Origin of the sequence: Prosthecobacter sp. (genome assembly GCF_034366625.1) — a bacterium.
Classification (GTDB): Bacteria; Verrucomicrobiota; Verrucomicrobiia; order Verrucomicrobiales; family Verrucomicrobiaceae; genus Prosthecobacter.
Genome location: NZ_JAXMIH010000023.1, coordinates 484,232 through 501,681, shown reverse-complemented (window position 1 = coordinate 501,681; position 17,450 = coordinate 484,232). Strand labels below are relative to the sequence as shown.

Annotated in this window: 13 protein-coding genes; 8 read left to right on the top strand and 5 right to left on the bottom strand. The window is 62.6% G+C overall.

Annotated features, from left to right (window positions below):
• Position 1: 1 nt before the first annotated feature.
• From U1A53_RS22655 to U1A53_RS22640, 4 genes are read right to left on the bottom strand one after another with little or no spacing between them, the layout of a single operon-like run.
• A complete protein-coding gene (locus tag U1A53_RS22655; RefSeq protein WP_322284142.1) occupies positions 2–3,286 on the bottom strand; it encodes an efflux RND transporter permease subunit in 3,285 nt (1,094 codons plus the stop codon).
• Positions 3,283–4,290, bottom strand: coding sequence for an efflux RND transporter periplasmic adaptor subunit (locus U1A53_RS22650; RefSeq protein WP_322284141.1), 1,008 nt, complete (start codon positions 4,288–4,290; stop codon positions 3,283–3,285). Before U1A53_RS22650 ends, U1A53_RS22655 begins: the two co-directional genes overlap by 4 nt.
• Before the next feature lie 16 nt (positions 4,291–4,306).
• Positions 4,307–4,513: a DUF2892 domain-containing protein gene (locus tag U1A53_RS22645; protein WP_322284140.1), complete on the bottom strand. Its 207-nt coding sequence runs from the start codon at positions 4,511–4,513 to the stop codon at positions 4,307–4,309.
• 41 nt (positions 4,514–4,554) lie between these two features.
• Positions 4,555–4,998, bottom strand: a complete 444-nt coding sequence (locus U1A53_RS22640; RefSeq protein ID WP_322284139.1) for a hypothetical protein — start codon at positions 4,996–4,998, stop codon at positions 4,555–4,557.
• Between the two features lie 123 nt (positions 4,999–5,121).
• Between U1A53_RS22640 and U1A53_RS22635 the strand changes: the two genes are divergently transcribed.
• The 5 genes from U1A53_RS22635 to U1A53_RS22615 all read left to right on the top strand — a co-directional run bounded on the left by U1A53_RS22635 (position 5,122) and on the right by U1A53_RS22615 (position 14,811).
• Positions 5,122–5,475, top strand: coding sequence for a metalloregulator ArsR/SmtB family transcription factor (locus tag U1A53_RS22635; RefSeq protein ID WP_322284138.1), 354 nt, complete (start codon positions 5,122–5,124; stop codon positions 5,473–5,475).
• A 326-nt stretch (positions 5,476–5,801) separates the two neighbouring features.
• Positions 5,802–13,457, top strand: coding sequence for a hypothetical protein (locus tag U1A53_RS22630; RefSeq protein ID WP_322284137.1), 7,656 nt, complete (start codon positions 5,802–5,804; stop codon positions 13,455–13,457).
• A 43-nt stretch (positions 13,458–13,500) separates the two neighbouring features.
• Positions 13,501–13,653 carry a hypothetical protein gene (locus U1A53_RS22625; RefSeq protein WP_322284136.1) on the top strand — a complete coding sequence of 51 codons (153 nt, stop codon included), beginning with the start codon at positions 13,501–13,503 and terminating at the stop codon, positions 13,651–13,653.
• A complete protein-coding gene (locus U1A53_RS22620; RefSeq protein WP_322284135.1) occupies positions 13,650–14,327 on the top strand; it encodes a methyltransferase domain-containing protein in 678 nt (225 codons plus the stop codon). Before U1A53_RS22625 ends, U1A53_RS22620 begins: the two co-directional genes overlap by 4 nt.
• 10 nt (positions 14,328–14,337) lie before the next feature.
• Complete coding sequence (locus U1A53_RS22615) at positions 14,338–14,811, top strand: isoprenylcysteine carboxylmethyltransferase family protein (protein WP_322284134.1); 474 nt, start codon at positions 14,338–14,340, stop codon at positions 14,809–14,811.
• Here the strand turns inward: U1A53_RS22615 and U1A53_RS22610 are convergent.
• On the bottom strand, positions 14,804–14,944 hold the full coding sequence (locus tag U1A53_RS22610) for a hypothetical protein (protein WP_322284133.1): 141 nt from the start codon (positions 14,942–14,944) through the stop codon (positions 14,804–14,806). The two genes, U1A53_RS22615 and U1A53_RS22610, sit on opposite strands and share 8 nt — an antisense overlap.
• A 134-nt stretch (positions 14,945–15,078) precedes the next feature.
• Here U1A53_RS22610 and U1A53_RS22605 point away from each other — a divergent pair, with 134 nt between their 5' ends.
• The 3 genes from U1A53_RS22605 (at position 15,079) to U1A53_RS22595 (ending at position 17,449) form a co-directional block, all read left to right on the top strand.
• On the top strand, positions 15,079–15,351 hold the full coding sequence (locus U1A53_RS22605; protein WP_322284132.1) for a hypothetical protein: 273 nt from the start codon (positions 15,079–15,081) through the stop codon (positions 15,349–15,351).
• 223 nt (positions 15,352–15,574) lie between these two features.
• Entirely contained in the window at positions 15,575–16,033 is a 459-nt protein-coding gene (locus tag U1A53_RS22600; protein ID WP_322284131.1) for a hypothetical protein, read from the top strand.
• A 168-nt stretch (positions 16,034–16,201) separates the two neighbouring features.
• A complete protein-coding gene (locus tag U1A53_RS22595; protein WP_322284130.1) occupies positions 16,202–17,449 on the top strand; it encodes a TolC family protein in 1,248 nt (415 codons plus the stop codon).
• Position 17,450: the final 1 nt, after the last annotated feature.

Below are 17,450 nucleotides of genomic sequence, written 5' to 3'. Positions count from 1 at the left end.
ATCAGTGTTTGGGTTCGGGGTGTGAATGTTTGTTCGCCATGAAATACAAGACGGGCACCGCCATGCGGCTGATGAGCAGGCTGGCTATTTCTCCGGCCATCAAAGCGATGGCGAGGCCTTGGAAGATGGGATCGGCGAGGATGACGGCGGCTCCGACGACGACGGCCATGGCGGTGAGGAGCATGGGGCGAAAGCGCACGGCTCCGGCGTCGATGACGGCCTCGCTCAGCGGCATGCCTTCACGCACGCGCAGCTCGATGAAATCGACGAGGATGATGCTGTTTCGCACGACGATACCGCCGCCAGCCATGAAGCCGATCATGCTGGTGGCGGAGAAGAAGGCGTCCATCAATCCGTGCGCGGGCAGGATGCCGACGAGCGAGAACGGAATGGCGATCATGACGATGGCAGGCGTCAGGAAGCTGCGGAACCAGCCGACCATGAGGACGTAAATCAGGATGATGCAGGCACCGAAAGCCGCGCCGAGGTCGCGGAAGACTTCGATGGTGATGTGCCATTCGCCGTCCCATTTCATCGCGGGCTCGGCATCGCTAAAGGGCATGGAGGCGTTGAGGATTTGCAGTTCCGCGCCGCTGCCGCCGAACTCACGGGTGTCGAGCTTCTTGAGCGCCTCGTTCATCTGAAAAATGGCATACACAGGGCTTTCGACGACTCCGGCGACATCGCCGATGACGTAGGTCACGGGCATGAGGTTCTTGTGATAAAGGCTCTTCTCGACGGTAACGTGCTCGACCTTCACCAACTCACGCAAGGGCACGAGCGGCGAGCCGCTGGCACCGGGTTCGGGCAGCGCGTTGGCATCGCCGGAGCGCACGCGGAGGGCGAGAAGCTCCTCGGGCGTGGTTTTAGCGCTGCGGGGCAGTTCGAGGCGAATGTTCACGTCTTCCTTCTCGGCAGGCTGATGGAGCAAATCGACGTTTTCACCATCGACAGCGATCTTGAGCGTCTGCGAGATCGTAGCGGCGCTGATGCCGTGCAAAGCGGCTTTTTCTTTGTCGATGATGAAGCGGGCTTTTTGCTGATCGGCCTCGATATACCAATCCACATCCACAACGCCGGGCGTGGCCTTGAAAATGCTCTTCACGGCTTCGGCGAGCTTCAATCGCGCTTCTTCGTTAGGCCCGTAAATCTCGGCGACGAGCGTTTGCAGCACCGGCGGGCCGGGCGGCACTTCGGCGATGGCGACGCGGGCTTTGTAGCGATCCGCGATGGCCGTGACGGCGGGACGGATGCGTTTGGCGATGTCGTGGCTCTGCGCTTTGCGCTCGTGTTTGCCGACGAGGTTGACCTGGATGTCAGCGACGTTCGCCCCGCGACGCATGAAGTAGTGACGCACGAGGCCGTTGAAATTGTAGGGAGAGGCGACACCGGCATAGACTTGGTAATCGGTGACTTCCGGCTCGGTGCGGATCGCAGCGGCCATTTCGCGAGCGACGGCGGCGGTTTGCTCCAGCGATGAGCCTTCCGGCATGTTCAGGATGACTTGGAATTCGCTCTTGTTGTCGAACGGCAGCATTTTCACCTTCACCCAGCCGAGTCCGACGGTTGCCATCGAACCAAGCAACAACACGGTGATGCCGATGAGGAAAGTCCAGCGCCAGCCGGTGTGATGCAGCAGCGGCCCCATGACGCGGCGGTAGAGTTTCGTGAAGAAATCCTCGGGATGCTCGCTGGCGTCGTGATGTTCGAGATCTTTGGCCGATGGCGTGCCGTCAGTGAGTGTCAAATACTTCTTTCCCCAACGAAGGATGCGAATCGAAGCCCACGGCGTGACGATGAACGCGATCAGCAATGACCAAAACATGGCCGCGCTGGCTCCGATGGGGATCGGGCGCATATACGGCCCCATGAGGCCACCGACGAAGGCCATCGGCAGCACGGCGGCTATCACCGCGAAGGTGGCGAGGATCGTGGGATTGCCGACTTCGCCCACGGCTTCGACGGCGATGGCGGACCAGTTGCGGCCTTTGTTTTGCGGCAGATGGAAGTGCCGCACGATGTTCTCCACCACCACGATGGCGTCATCCACGAGGATGCCGATGCTGAAGATGAGCGCGAACAGCGTGATGCGGTTCAGCGTGAAGCCGTAGAGGTAGAAGATGAGCAACGTGAGCGCCAGCGTGGCGGGGATGGCCACCGCGACAATGCCGCTCTCCCGCCAGCCAAGCGTGAGCCAGATGAGGATCGCCACACTGAAGACGGCGATGCCCATGTGCAGCAGCAACTCGTTGGATTTCTCCGCGGCGGTCTCGCCGTAGTTACGCGTGATGCTGACGGTGACATCGGCCGGAATGACGCTGCCTTTGAGCAGATCGACCTTGCGCAGCACTTCATCGGCCACGCTAATCGCATTCGCACCGGGGCGTTTGGCAATGCTGAGCGTGACAGCGGGCTCTTCGCTCGTTTTGCTGCCGTGGAAGACGTATTGCGTTGGTTCCTCGCCGGTGTCGGCGATCTCGGCGACTTCGCGGAGATAGACGGGACGACCACTGAACACGCCGATCACGACATCGCCGACTTCGTGAGCGGTTTTTAGAAAGCCGCCTGTTTCCACGAGCACTTCATTGTTGCCGGTGGTCAGGCCGCCGGCGCGGAATTGCCGGTTCGCCTGCTGGAGCATCGGCACGAGACCTGCGGGGCTCAAATTGCGCGAAGCGAGCTTCACGGGATCGAGCAGCACACGCACAGTGCGCCGCGAACCTCCTATCAGCGTCGTCTCGGCCACTAGCGGCACTTGTTTGATCTCTTCGTCGATTTGCGCAGCCAAACGACGCAGCGTGAGATGCTCGTAGCGGGCGCTGTGCAAGGTGAGCGCGAGGATGGGCACGTCGTCGATGCTCTTGAGCTTGATGAGCGGTGCGCTGACACCCATCGGGATGCGGTCGTAGTTCGAGCGCAGCTTCTCCGTGAGTCTCACGAGGCTGACGTCTGGATCTTCGCCCACTTTGAAGCGCACGATGACGAGGCTCTCGCTGTCGCGTGAGGTGCTGTAGATGTATTCCACGCCAGGCAGCTCCCAGAGCAGCTTTTCCATCGGTCGCGTGGCGCGTTCCTCGATTTCCTTCGCGGTGGAGCCGGGCATGGAAACCATCACATCGACCATCGGCACCTTGATCTGCGGCTCTTCTTCACGCGGCAGCAAAACAATCGCCGCCGCACCGAGCAAAACGGACGCGATGACGACGAGCGGCGTCAGCTTCGAGTCGATGAACGCCGCCGCGATGCGGCCTGCGATGCCGAGATGGCTGGAGGAAGGCTCGCTCATGGCTGGAGGGTCACGGGTTGGCCGTCGGTGAGTTGGGCGCTTTCGCTCACGATGACCTGTTCACCTTCTTCGAGGCCGGAAAGCACCTCGACGCGGTCTTCGAGCACTTTGCCAGTCTTCACGAGGCGTAGCGCGGCTTTGCCGTCTTTGGCGACGAAGACGAGCTCCATCTGTCCACGCTTCAAAACGGCGCTTTGTGGCACCAAAAGCAGTTTCACCTCGGCAACCGGCACCGACACGCGGCCGAACTGGCCGGTGCGCAGGCCTTCCATTTGTGGGAGGTCGAACTTCACATTGAAGGTGCGGCTTACGGGATCGGCCACGGGCGAGATTTCGCTCACGGTGCCTTCAATGACCTTCGCGAGGCGCACGAGCATCTTCGCGCCGAGTTTCACGCGATCGAGGATCGCCTCGGGAAGATCGGCCTCAAAGCGCAGCGAGGTGGGCGCTTCGATTTCGAGCAGCGGCTTACCCGGCATCGCAAGATCGCCCACATCGGCGAGTTTACGCGTGACCACACCATCAAAGGGCGCGGTGACTTTGGCGTAGCTCATCATCGTTTCGGCCTCGCTGACAGCTCCAGTGCCGATTTTCACACGAGCGTCCGCCGCGTCGAACTCCTGCCGCGTCGTCGCATTGCTGGCGATGAGCTGCTTTTGACGATCAAAGTCACGTTTGGCCTGATCGAGCATGGCGCGGGCTTGATCGACCTTCGCCTGGATCTCCTGCACATCGAGCCGAGCGAGCAAATCGCCCGCCTTCACCATCGCGCCGGGCGTGGCGGTGTATTCGAGCACGCGCCCGCTGACCTTCGCCTCCACGACGGCGCGTTGCTTTGAGCGCACCGTGCCCACGACCTCCTCGGTGGCGGTGTGGGGTTCCAGCTTCGCCGTCTGCACCTTCACCGTGACGCCTGGAAGCGGCGCGGCGTTTTGTTGAGCGGGCTCGTGTTTGCCACAAGCGGCCAGCACGAGCAGAGGAAGTAGCGGGAGCAGTCGTTTCATGGCGGGATGAGTGAATTTATTTCCTGGCGCAGCACGAACCGCCGACACCGAGCTTTTTGAGGATCATCTCCGCCGGGCAGAAGCCGGTGAAGGCGGATTGCAGCAGGTTCGCGCCCACGAAAGCGGTGAACCAGAGCCAGTTCGGGCTCATGTAGTGCGCGAGGGCAAGACTGATGAGGATGAAGGCACCGGCGAGGGCTCGGATGGCGTTTTCGAGTTTCATGAGGGTGATGCTATCAGGTTTCAGGTATCGCAGGGGTAATATCAGCGGGCGACCGTGGAGTGCTTCTTGTCATGCTCGCTCCAGCCATGGGCGGCGAAGGCGGAAACGACTTTGGCATGATTCTGAGCGATTTTGGCGGCGTTTGCTGTGCGTCCTTTGACCGTCATGCGCACGCCCTTGTCCGTGGCAGTGAATTCGTGGTCCATCTCGGCGTAGTGGTCGCAATACTCGGCGAAGGCCGGATCCCAGCGGCGCACGCTGAGTCCTTCCCCGAGACGTGCCCGCATCTGCCCGACATGCTTTTTCAAAGCTGCGGCCACTTTGGGATCATCGCTCTCCGTCAGGGCCGTATAGCCGTCGGCGGTGAGCTTCAAATCACGACGGATTTTGGCATGCGAGTCAAAGAGGGCATGGATCTGCTCCCGCGCCTCCGGTGGCAGGCCGCGACCGCCGACCTGCTGTGCGCAGGAGGAAGAAAAAGCCATGGCGGCGGTGAAAAGCGCCAGGACAAAATTTTTCGTGGACGAACTTGGTTTCATGGTGTTCATGTATTCAACTGTATGAGTCTATACGCATATAGTAGATGTCTGCAAACCCTTTTTAACATCATGCCCGCCGCACGAAAAAAAACCCTGCCGCCGGTCTCCGATGAGGCCCTCGCTTTGATCGCCTCATGGTTCCGAACGCTTGCCGAACCCAGCCGACTGAAAATCCTCCGCGCCCTGGAGGAAGGCGGCGAGTTGAACATCACTGAACTCGTCGCCGCCACCAGCCTGACCCAGGCGAACGTCTCCCGCCATGTGCAGTCGCTCGTCGATGCCGGGATGGTCGGACGCCGCAAGGAAGGCCTCACTGTCATCTGCTTCATCGCCGATCCCGGCATCACCGACCTCTGCGACAATGTGTGCAACAATCTCATGAAGCGTCTCTCCCATCAGGTGAAGAAGCTCGGCGGTTCTTGATCTCGCAGGCACCTCCTCATGCACACCACATTCTGGCTCTGCTGCTCTTCGCTGAGTGCTGAGGCCATGTGAGTGTGCCGCTGGTGAAGCTTGTGAAGGGGCCGTGAAATAACCGCTGGACATGAATATCCATGCGACAATAATTCCGCTCATTCACGCTGGATCGCTGAGTGCCTTGAACCGCACGGAAACGATCTTGCGGGGGCAAATGAAGCATTACAACGCCCTTGGGCGCGGTTGCCATGAAAAAGTCGCCTTCGTCTCTCTGTGCAGCCGCCTCAAGCTGCAGGATGAATGTTTGCGTCGTTATCTTCGCGGCTTGTCTGGTGCCCTGCGCGCTCCGCGCTGCGAGTGATGTCACGGTCAGCACGGCGGTCACCTCCGGCGGTGCGTTCGGCGGGACGACGACGAAGACCTTCACGCCCAGCGCGGCCAGCGCGAACGTGAACCGCGATGACATCCAGACGTTCCTCGACGCGGGCACAGCCGTGGTCATCGAGACTGCGAGCGGCCAGGCGTCTCCCGGCGACATCACAGTGAACAGTGCTGTGACGAAGTCCGCAGGCGGCGTGGCAACGCTGACCTTGACTGCGGCGCGGCACATCACGCTCAACCAAGGCATCGTGCTCACTGCCGGAACGCTCTCGCTCAGTGCGCAGGGGACGCTAACCGTGGGGGCCGCGTTGCCGGTGCAGTCACCTGGCACAATCAACGCGGTCGGTGGCATCACGTTGCAGGGCACGGCGACGATGCTGTTCACGCTGGATTTGACCACGAGCCAGTTGGGGACGAACGGTGCGGCGACGGTGGCGGGCGCATTGGCCGCGAATTTTGCGAATGACTTTGAGGATGCAATTGACGGTACGTTCAGCGCCACGGTGGTGCAGGCGGTGGGCGGAGTGTCAGGCACGTTCACGGGACAGCCACCGGCCTCGCGGTTGACGCTGCCGAACGATCATGGGTCGTTGCGGGTGAACTATGCGGCCAACGCGGTGACACTCGACGACTGGCAGCCCCTCCTTCATGACCTGAACTGGGATCCGGGCACGACCGACGCGGGCACGCAGGCGTTCTCCAACTCCGGCAACACGCGCGGTGGGCGCCACTACTTCAAGGTCACGGCTCAGGCCACGGACATCGGCGCGTGGCGCACACGACTGGCGGTGGCGAATGGCGAGGCGCATGTGTATCTGAAGCAGGGTTCGCTGCCGACGACCTCGTCGTTCGATTTCAAGTCCGAGCGCGCCGGCTCCGACGGTATCATGCTGCGCGCAGACCAGTTCAACACGGCGGAGGAATGGTTCATCCTCGTGGATGCGACGGATGGCGCGCAGTGGTCGCTCGTGTCGGGCCGCGCATTCGTAGAGAACCTGGGCACACTTGGTTTCACCGATGCAAACTTCAACAGCCAATACGACATTGGCGAAGCCGTCATCCCGACGACCTCCGGCGGGGCGATGCCGCCGGAAGGCATCCGCTTCCTGAAAGCCACGGTACCCACCGGCACGCCAGCTTGGAGCCTGTGGCTGAGCGGCAGCACGCGGGAGATCGCAGTGCGCAAGACGCAGGTGCCCTTCCCCGACACCGGCCAGTTCGACAAGAAGCAGTCGGGCAAGATGCTGCTGGTGCCGACTTACCTCGGCACGGGGACCGGCGTGTATTTCCTGAGCATCAGCGCCGATCCGGGCGAGAGCATCACCTTGGACTCGCGCATCCAGCAGGTCACGGACATGGCGTTCGACTCGACGGTATCGAACGTGAGCGTGCCCGGGCCGCCCTACCGGGTGTATCGCGTGCAGGTGCCCATCCAGCAGATCGCATGGGATGTGAGCACGACGGCGGTGAGCGGGAACCCCGACCTCGTGGTGCGGGAGAACAACGTGGGCGCGGAGTTTGACAACGACGGCTACTCCGAAGCCACGGGCAGCACAACGGACAGCGTGACGCTGGTGCCGAATGGTTTGTCCGACGGCACGTGGTTCATCACCGTGCATGGCATTGGCGCGTATGAGTTCACCCTGCGCAACGGCGAGCCGGTCATCACCACGATCTCCTTCACGGACTTGAAGACCAACGACCAGCCAACGCGCGCGGGCTGGCGCTACTACAAGCTCACGGACGTGCCGTCCCAGCTCGGCTCGCTGGGATGGGAGCTGGAGCTGGCGAATCAGGTGCCGGGCACGGAGATCGCCATCCGCCGCAATGCGGTGCCGGGCCGGTGGTTGTATCGTGCCAACGGTTCTTCTTTGCCCTCTGACTTGGGCTTTGTGGACTACTCATCCACGGAGGGCTTCATTCAGAGGCCGGGGCACCAGGCGGACATCTGGTATGTGGGCGTTTACACTCCGCAGCAGGCGCTGGGGGCGTTCCAGCTCGACGTGCATCCCATCACGCCGACGACGGTGACGTTCAACAACGGCACGCAGTCCGTTAGCAATCTCGCCGTGGGACGCTTCCGCTACTTCCGCGTGGATGTCCCGAACACCGCAGGCATCCTGGGCTGGGATGTGCGCGTGCGTGATGTCACGAGCGGCACGCCGCAGCTTGTGGTGCGGCGCGATGTGCTGCCGGAGAGCGTGGGTTCGAGCGGATTCGGTTCGAATCCATCGGAAGCCACCACTTGGGCGAGTGGCAACAGTTGGGCCGGATCGGTGGACTGGACGGGACGCTCGCAGACTCCCGGCGGCGGCACTGTGTCCACTCAACGACTCGTCGCAGGCATGGGGCGTCCGCTGGAGCCCGGCACCTACTACATCGGTGTGTTCAACGCGGCCGGATTCACCCCTGACGTGGCCGGGTTCACGTTCGAGAGCCGCGGCATCGGCACAGGGCAGGCATTCCCGATCAGCACACTGGCGTTCACTGGCGGCAGCTCCGTGGTCAGCGCATTGACCGCGCGCGAGGCGCAGTATTTCAAGGTGACCATTCCCTCGAACACGCCGAGCTGGGAACTCACGCTCGCGCCTTCCTCCGGCGAGATGCTGCTGGCGGCGCGGCGCTCCACGGTGCCGGATTTCAACGCCGCGCAGGGAGGAGTCACTGATGCGATCGCAGGCACGCTGGAGGTGGAGATGCAGAAGACGGGACCGGAGCGCTTCACGTTGTTTGCGCCCAGTGGTGAGAACTTCATCACGCCGGGCGACTACTTCCTCGCGGTGGTGTCGGAGGGGCAGAATCCATCCGGGGACACTGTCGGCACTGGCACCGCGAGCGGCACGCTCACGAGTTTGGGCACGCTGGCGGTGACGAACCTGGGCACGATCACGGAGACAGCCACGACGCAGAGTGTGGCACCGCTCGAAGGCGGACGGGTGAAGGCGTTCCAGTTCAATGTCACGGCTGGCACGGCGAGCATTGAGATTAAACTCACCAACCGTGTGGGCAATCCGCAGCTCTACGTGTTGCCGGGTTCACTCCTGCCGGAATCGCAGCACTTCGGTGGCTCGGACTACGGGGTGGAGGGCGGCTCGACGGGAACAGGCTGGGCGAACGATGATGAAATCGTGACGCTCGTGAATCCGGCTGCGGGCATCGTGCATGTCACGGTGCGCGCGGAGGATGAATTCGGCGGAGCATTGCCGGATGCCTCAGCCACGCTGGAGGTGCGGGCGGTGCCTCCCACGGATGTGGCCTTCAACGGAGGCACCGCGGTCGTGACGGGGCACACGCCGGGCACCTGGAAATTTTTCCGCGTGGATGTGCCGAACACTGCGGGCATCATGGGCTGGGATCTGCGCCTGCGCAGCGTCACCGCAGGCACGCCGAAGCTTGTGGTGCGCCGCGACACGCTGCCGGATGCGTTGGCCACGGACTTCGGCAGCGCTCCCCACACCTCCACCACCTGGCCCTCTGGCTCTCGCTGGGCAGGCGGGGTGGACTGGACGGGCTACATGCAGGATCCAGACACTTCATCCGTCTCCGGCCGGCGTCTCGTCGCGGGCATGGGTCGTCCACTGGAGGCGGGCACCTACTACATCGGTGTGTTCAATGAATCCGGCATCACTCCGACCGACGCTGCCTACACGCTGGAGAGCCGCGGCATCGGCGCGGGGCAGGTGATTCCTGTGGATGACATCACCACCTTCTCCGGCGGCAATGCTACGGTCACCGCGCTGGCCGCGCGCGAGGCTGCCTACTTCAAAGTCACCGTGCCCGCGAACACGCCGAGCTGGGAGGTCTCGCTCGCGCCCTCGGTGGGTGACATGCTGCTGATCGTGCGGCGGGGCACGATCCCGGATTTCTTCTCAGTGCAGGATGACGACGCTGGCGCAGTGCTCGGAAGCGGCCTCGAAGTGGAGATGCAGAAGACCGGTGCGGAACGTTACACGATGATGCCTCCAAATGGAGAAAACTTCATCACCACCGGTGACTACTACTTGGCCGTGGTGTCTGAGGGCGTTTCTCCCAGCGGCAGCTTCGTAGGCACCGGCAGCAGCAGCGGAACGGTCACCAGCCACGGCGCGCTGGGTGTGGCCTCGCTCGGCGAGATCAGCCTCGCCGAGACGAACCAGGCGGTGTCGCTCGTCGGCGGGCAGGTGAAGGCGTTCCAGTTCACCGTGCCGGCGGGCGCGTATGCGCTCGAAGCGCGCCTCGACAACCGCACCGGCGGTCCGCACCTCTACTTGCACCAAGGCACGCGCCTGCCGAGGTCGTGGATCGGACTCGCGCACGACTACGGCATCGAAGCCGGCAGCGCGGACGCGGCATGGGCCACGGGCGCGGAGTCGCCCGTCACGTTGTCGAGTCCTGCGGCGGGTCAATACCGGCTCACCGTGCGCGCGGAGATGTCTTTTGGCAGCGACATCCCCGATGCGACCGCGATGCTGGTGCTGCGTCTCTTGCCAGCACCGGGCAATACAGTGCTGGCGTTCAATGGGGGCACTTCCTCTGAGACCGGCCACGCGGCCAATACCTGGCGCTACTTCCAAGTGACGGTACCTGCCGGTGTGGATGGCTGGGACATCCGCGTGCGCAACGTGACCGCCGGCACGCCGACAATCGTCGTGCGGCGTGACGAACTGCCCACGACTCTTGGCACCGATTTTGGCGGGTATCCCGAGAGAGCGACCTCATGGCCCACTGGTGCGCAGTGGGCTGGACTCGTGGACTGGACCGGCTACTCGCAGGATCCCGGCGGCGCTTCCGTCAGCGGCCGACGGCTCGTTGCGGGCATGGGACGGCCCTTGGAGACGGGAACCTACCTCGTCGGTGTGTTCAACTCCTCCTTCGCCGACGCTGCGGCCTACACCATCGAGAGCCGTGGCATCGGCAGCGGCCAGATGCTGCCGGTCACGGCGCTGTCCTTTACCGGAGGCAATGCCACGATCAACAACCTTGCTCCACGCGAGGCCGTTTACTTCAAGATCTCCATCGCGGCGAACACTCCGAGCTGGGAATTCACACTCGATCCTTCGTTGGGCGACATGCTTGTGGCGCTGCGCCGTGGCACCGTGCCGGACTTCGCTGCCTCGGAAGGTGGCCTTGCGGGCGATCCATTCGGCGGCAGTCTCGAAACACGGATCGCCAAGGACGGGGCGGAGCGTTACGTCATGCTACCGCCGAATGGGCAAACTTTTCTCACCGAGGGCGACTACTTCATCGCCGTGGTGTCCGAGGGGCAGAATCCTGACTTCACCAACATCGGCACCGGCAACTCCACGGGGGTGCTGAACAGCTTGGGCGTGCTTGCCGTCACCGATCTCGGCTCCTCGGGCGGCGCGGGCATCAGCCAGGCGGTGTCGCTCGTGAGCGGGCAGGTGAAGGCCTATGAATTCACCGCGCCCGGCGGCATAGGCATCATGGAGATGCGGCTGGACAACCGCACGGGCGATCCCGGGCTCTTCGCGAGGCCAGGCACTTCATTGCCCACACTGGGCAGCTATGGCTCGGAAGGCGGGGCCGCCGCCGGAGTTCTCTCCACCGAGGGCGTGCTCACGTTGTTCAATCCCACTACCGGCACCTGGCGGCTCATCGTACGCGCCGGGGGTTTTGGCTTCACCATTCCCGATGCGACGGCGGACCTCGTCCTCCGCCCGAAGACGCCGGTGACGCTGAATTTTTCCTCCACGCAGAACGGCAATGGCTTCAGCCACACAGACACGAAGCAGCTCGCGGACGCCGAACACGAAATCTACTCCGTGGCCGTGCCCACGACCGTCAGCGACCAGCCCGTGCTCGGCTGGAAGCTCACCGTGAACCACACCCAGGGCGACACCACGCTGCGCATCTACAAGGACATCAGCGACACCGGCACGTGGATCACCATCACGGACAACACGGCCATCATCGTGCCGCCTTACTTCACGCCGGGCGACACTTGGTTTGTGGATGTCATAGCCACCGGCCTCACGAACTACACGCTCACCAGCGCGCCCGTCACACTCGCACAGCCCGCCTGGACCATGCCCGCGACGCAGAACCAGACGTTTGCCGACACCGGCACCGGACTCCCCGGCGACCAAGGCACCGATCTTGGACAGGACGACTGGCACTTCTACGCGATTGACGTGCCGTCGGACAATCTCGGCCTGCTCCGCACCGAACTCCAGGCCATCAACGGCAACCCCGACCTCTACATCCGCGAAACCGCCGTGCCCACGACACTGCATGGCGCAGCCGGCCAGCCGTTCAACTGGTCGCCGCTCGTGGACCGCAGCCTGAACGGCAGCACCACCGAGCACGGCAACTGGGTGCCGCTCAACGGCCGCACCGCCAACGCGCTGCCTGCGGGCCGATGGTATCTCGGTGTGCGTGCCGCCGGCGGATCGAACGCGCGCTACCGGCTCATCGCCTCCACCGGCCAGGTGCAGGATCTGTCACTCACCAACGGCAGCGTGACGGATCACACCCTCGCAGGCGGCGACTGGCGCTACTACCGCTTCACCGTCCCCGATCCAGCGCCCGCAAACTGGACGCTCACCTTCACCCAGCAAGTGGGCGATGTCGTCATGTGGGTGCGCGACACCATTCCGCCTGGGCAGGGAAGCAGCGGTGGAATCTTCAGCAGCGGCATCGGTTGGGCAACGGATGCAAAAAACCAAGGCCCCTACGACAGCGGCAACGATCCGCCCGCCGCCTACACCTTCACCACGCCACCGCTGCGCCCCGGCACCACCTACTATGCCGGTTTCCAGGCGAAGAACGACGCCACCTTCTCGCTCACCTCCGCCACCAGCGGCGGCAATGTGGTGCCGGATGCCACGCTCGACTTCTACTCCGGCACCTTCAACGGCAATGTGCCCGGCAACAGCAGCCTCGTCTTCAAAGTCGTCGTGCCGCCCGAGGCCATCCGCTGGAAGCACACCTCCACGCATTCGGATGACGTGCAGGTGCGTCTCGAACAAGGCACCATCCCCACCGTCACCGGCAATGTGCATTTCACCGGCTCCGGTCCGAACTCATCTCTCAACCAGCCGCTTTCGCCCACCGAACAGTGGCCATGGCGTGCCAGTGCCACCTACTACGTGCGCCTCGTGAACACCGCCGCCACGGCAGAAGCGGTCGTCTTCAACCTCAACGGCGCGAATGCCGCGAACCTCGACGATGACAACGACGGCCTGCCGGATGTCTGGGAGACCTCGTTCTTCGGCGGCACCTTTGGTCAGGATGCCGATGACGACTCCGACCTCGATGGCCTGCTCAACCTCACAGAGTTCGCCTTCAACCTCAATCCCACCATCAGCGCCGTGCCGATCCTCGTTACCGGCACCGGCACCACGGGCCTGCCGCTGATCACCACCACCTTCCCCGGCGGCAGTCCGCGTCTCCGTGTCGAATACATCCGCCGCACCGCCGCCACCGCACCGCAGCTCGACTACACCGTCGAGTTCACCGGCAATCTCACCTCCTGGCTGCCCGCCACCGGCACGGAAAACGTCACGTCCATCGACGCCAACTGGGAACGCGTCGTCATTGAGGACACCGGTGCCCCCGGCGGCAGCGCGCGCCGGTTCGGGCGTGTCGTGATCACGCAGACGCCGTGACGAACTGTGGCAATACCAGCATCTGAAGCGCCTCTCTCGCCAGGTGAAGAAGCTCTTTGCCAAAGTCGCTCACGAGCGCAACGTTGGCGTTCTCGTTGACACGCACGACCACCGCACGCTCGATGTCTTCGACCGCATTCTTGAGGTGGAAGACGGCGGCATCACTGAGCGTCCTTTGCCTCACACCGCACCATGAAACGCACCACCACCCTCCTCTGCCTTCTCGCCAGTCTCGCTTTCGCGCAAGACGCCAGCGTCAAACCGGGCATCAACGACAAATTCCTCGATCCGAAGCTCAACGTCGAGGAATGGACGAAGAAGTTCGAAACGGAGAGCCGCGAGATCTTCCACCAGCGGGAGAAAATCGTCGTCGCGGCCGGTTTGAAGCCCGGCATGGTCATGGCGGACATCGGCGCGGGCACGGGGCTTTTCACGTTGCACTTTGCGCAGGCCGTCGGCGAAAACGGCAAGGTCTATGCCGTCGAAATCGCGAAGAATTTCCTGGAGCACATCAAGGCCCGCGCCTCCAAAGCGAGTGCCTCGAATGTGCAGACGATTCTCTGCACCGAAAAGAGCGTCGAGCTGCCTGAGTCGAGCATCGACCTCGCCTTCATCTGCGATGTGTATCACCACTTCGAGTATCCTCAGGCCACGCTCGCCACGCTGCACAAGGCGCTCAAACCGGACGGCGAACTGGTGCTGATTGACTTCAAACGCATCCCTGGCAAATCGAGCGACTTCGTCATGGGCCACGTCCGCGCCGGACAGGAGGTCTTCGAGGCCGAAGTCATTGCCGCTGGTTTTGAAAAGGTGGATGAAGTGAAGGATCTGCTGAAGGAGAACTACTTCGTGAAGTTCCGCCGGAAGTAGATCGACGCTCATGAAATCCGCCACCCTCAAAGACCTGTCATGGGTGATCGTGCAGTTGGTTCTGCTTGCGGCGCTGTTGTTGATGCCTGCATTTGGACATGTGCCGTTTCTCGTGCCATTGCGCCCGCTGGGCTTGCTGGTGTGCATCGCCGGGCTGTCTGTGTCGGGCGTGGCGACCTGGCAATTACAGGCGGGGCGCTCACTCACTCCGCTGCCTTCCCCGCGCGCGGGAGCCGCGTTGCTCACGAGCGGCTTGTATCGCCGCGTCAGGCATCCGGTTTACAGCGGCCTTCTCGTCTGGGCCTTCGGCATGGCGATCTCGGCGGCGAGTTTGCTGCATTTCGTGCTGTTCGGACTGCTTTGGGCCTTCTTCCACGCCAAGGCAGCGCATGAAGAAAAGCTGCTCGCGCAAAAATACAGCGGCTACCCTGAGTATGCCTCTCGCACGCCGCGTTTCTTTCCTTCACTCATCCCACTCAAATGAAACACACCTTCCTCCGCCGCATGGACTTGAGCAGCGCAAACTCCGTCTGCCCGATCCACTGACCGCGCGGTGTCTGATACCATGCATCATACTCCGCCACGCGGGGATCGAAGGTGATCTGTTCGTCATTCATAATCATGCTTTCTCGTTGAGGCGTGAGAATACCCAGGCGAGTGACGGCGACGACATCATTCATCAGCCGGTCGAACTCAGGTGTGCATTCAACGCTGACCGGGCTTCGCTTCTTCAAGAACCCACCCTTGCCAAATGGCCCGCTGCTTCTTTACCGATGAAGCGCCGAAGGTGGGAGTGCGGAGCTTTGGTCAGATCGACACGCAAGAGGCAATAGAGGGCATCGCCAAAGTCGCGCTCGACGTGGAAGTCGATGAAGCGGGCGTTCATGCTGAGGTAATGGCGGATGAGCGGTGGGATGCTGCGCTGGGAGCCATCGGGGGCGCGGATGGTGTCGCGCAGGGTTTCGATGGGGTCGCCCCGGTGCGCGGCGGAAGCATCGCCCCTGCACCGGGGATGTCCGCCTAAATTAGCGCTGGACGCACTTTTCACGATGAGGTGTAACCCTGCCGTGCCGGAAAAACTGCCTCCCCATCATGACCACCCTGCGCGGTGCTGATGCCGCGCTGAAGGCGATCAAGTCACTGCAAGGGGGGGCAGGTTCGGACATGGCAGGGGGATCATTGGCTAAAGCCACCGCCAGCACTCCAGGCTTGCTATTTCCGGTTCAGCCGTTAGTCAGTTGTCCGCTATGTTTTTCCGCTCTGCCAAACGCACCACCGCAGCACTCGCCCTTTTGGCGATGCTCATGGTGCAGTTGTCGGGTGGCATCTTCCACTACTACTGCGATTGCACGGGCAAGGCGGTCGTCACGATGGATGAGCATTGCCATGGTGAGCACGGGGAAGAAGGCCCGCTGGATCATGCGCCTGTCGGACACCAGCACCATGACGATGACCACAATGAGGTGCCTGCGGATTCCGGCAGCCATCATCACCATGAAGTGGTGCAGACGCCGACGGATACAGTCCCGCCTTATGTGGTGATGGCTCCTGCGATCGGTGTAACGCCGGTGCTTTGGATTGAAATCTTTGCGACGAACCTGGCTCCCACGAAGGAGCCACACACGGTCATTCTCCCGCCGCGTGATGATAGCGGCCCGCCGCAGCTACCGCTGCTGGTGGTGCGTTCGGTGGTCTTCTTGATTTGAGGGGACGTGGCTGACGGGAATCCCCGTCGAGCCGTTGCGTGATGTTTTATCGGGCCTTCGTGCCTGGAACACACGCCTGTCACTGCGGCGGCAGTTGATCCGCCGAATCCATGCACGCTCATCGTGCCCGGATCATTCCTGCGCTCATGCACTCCACCCTCTTTCACCATGCACACTCGTGTCTTTCCATTGCTTCTGCTTCTCGCATTTCATGCCCATGCTGCCAGCCCCGGCGGCTCCTTATCCTTGTCAGACGCGCTTGCGCTGTCTCTCCGGCAAAACCCCGAACTCAAATCCTATGATTGGGACATCCGCGCTGCCGAGGCACGCACGCTCCAGGCGGGACTGAAACCCAATCCCGTCCTCAACTACAGCGCCCAAAACCTACCCGGCAGCGGCCCCTACCGTGGTGGCGACATCATGGAAAACACGCTGGAGCTTGGGCAGCTCGTGGAGCTCGGCGGCAAACGTCAGGCGCGTGTCAATGAAGCTGCGGCTAGTCGCAGCGTGGCGGAGTGGGCTTATCAAGTGCGCCGTGTCGAAGTGCTCAAAAACACCACGCAGGCTTTTGTGGCAGTGCTCGCGGCCCAACGCCAGGTGCAACTCGCGGAGGAAACCGCCGCGCTGGCGGAGAAGGTCACGCCGATGACGCAGAAGCGAGTGGAGGCTGGCAAGGCCAACGCTGTCGAGGTCATGCGCAGCAAGGTCGCCGTGGCATCGGCGAAGATCGAACTGGAGCAGGCGAAGCGCACGCTTGCCACGGCCAGGATCAATCTCGCCGTTCAATGGGGTGCGCAGACAGCGGACTTTGATTCCGTGAAAGGTGATCTGGAAGGCATCAAAGCCCTGCCGAAGTTCTCCACGCTCGTGCAGCGCATTCAGAGCAATCCCGAGATCGCCCGCTGGTCGTCTGAGCGCGACCGACGTTACGCGGCACTGGCAAAGCAAAAGTCACTGGCAAAGCCGGACATCACCGTCTCCGCAGGGCCGCGCATGTTGGGCAAAGGCGATGACCTCTCATTCGTCGTCGGCTTCTCCATTCCGCTGCCGTTCAAGAACAAGAACCAGGGCGGCATAGCCGAAGCGGAGGCGGAAATCGCCAAGACCGACAGCGAGCGCAAGACCTCGGAGATGAATGTGTATGCCCAGCTCAGCGCCGCCTATCAAGTGCTGCTCCGCGCCACAACGGAAGTCGAGCTGCTGAACAAGGACGTGCTGCCGGGCGCGAAGGAAGCCGAAGAAGCCGTCATGCAGGGCTATGAGGCCGGACGCTTCACCCAGCTCGAAATCCTCGACGCCCGCCGCACGCTCATTCAAGCGCGCAATCAGCATCTCCGCGCCCTCACGGACTACCACCAGGCCCAGGCAGAGATCGCCGCCCTCACCGCTGCACCCATCTCACTTTCTCGCAAATAAC

Bases quoted from the DNA above. Each gene is read 5' to 3' on its own strand.
- U1A53_RS22655 (WP_322284142.1), bottom strand. From the start codon at position 3,286: ATGAGCGAGCCTTCCTCCAGCCATCTCGGCATCGCAGGCCGCATCGCG.
- U1A53_RS22650 (WP_322284141.1), bottom strand. From the start codon at position 4,290: ATGAAACGACTGCTCCCGCTACTTCCTCTGCTCGTGCTGGCCGCTTGT.
- U1A53_RS22645 (WP_322284140.1), bottom strand. From the start codon at position 4,513: ATGAAACTCGAAAACGCCATCCGAGCCCTCGCCGGTGCCTTCATCCTC.
- U1A53_RS22640 (WP_322284139.1), bottom strand. From the start codon at position 4,998: ATGGCTTTTTCTTCCTCCTGCGCACAGCAGGTCGGCGGTCGCGGCCTG.
- U1A53_RS22635 (WP_322284138.1), top strand. From the start codon at position 5,122: ATGCCCGCCGCACGAAAAAAAACCCTGCCGCCGGTCTCCGATGAGGCC.
- U1A53_RS22620 (WP_322284135.1), top strand. From the start codon at position 13,650: ATGAAACGCACCACCACCCTCCTCTGCCTTCTCGCCAGTCTCGCTTTC.
- U1A53_RS22615 (WP_322284134.1), top strand. From the start codon at position 14,338: ATGAAATCCGCCACCCTCAAAGACCTGTCATGGGTGATCGTGCAGTTG.
- U1A53_RS22610 (WP_322284133.1), bottom strand. From the start codon at position 14,944: ATGAATGACGAACAGATCACCTTCGATCCCCGCGTGGCGGAGTATGAT.
- U1A53_RS22605 (WP_322284132.1), top strand. From the start codon at position 15,079: ATGGCCCGCTGCTTCTTTACCGATGAAGCGCCGAAGGTGGGAGTGCGG.
- U1A53_RS22600 (WP_322284131.1), top strand. From the start codon at position 15,575: ATGTTTTTCCGCTCTGCCAAACGCACCACCGCAGCACTCGCCCTTTTG.
- U1A53_RS22595 (WP_322284130.1), top strand. From the start codon at position 16,202: ATGCACACTCGTGTCTTTCCATTGCTTCTGCTTCTCGCATTTCATGCC.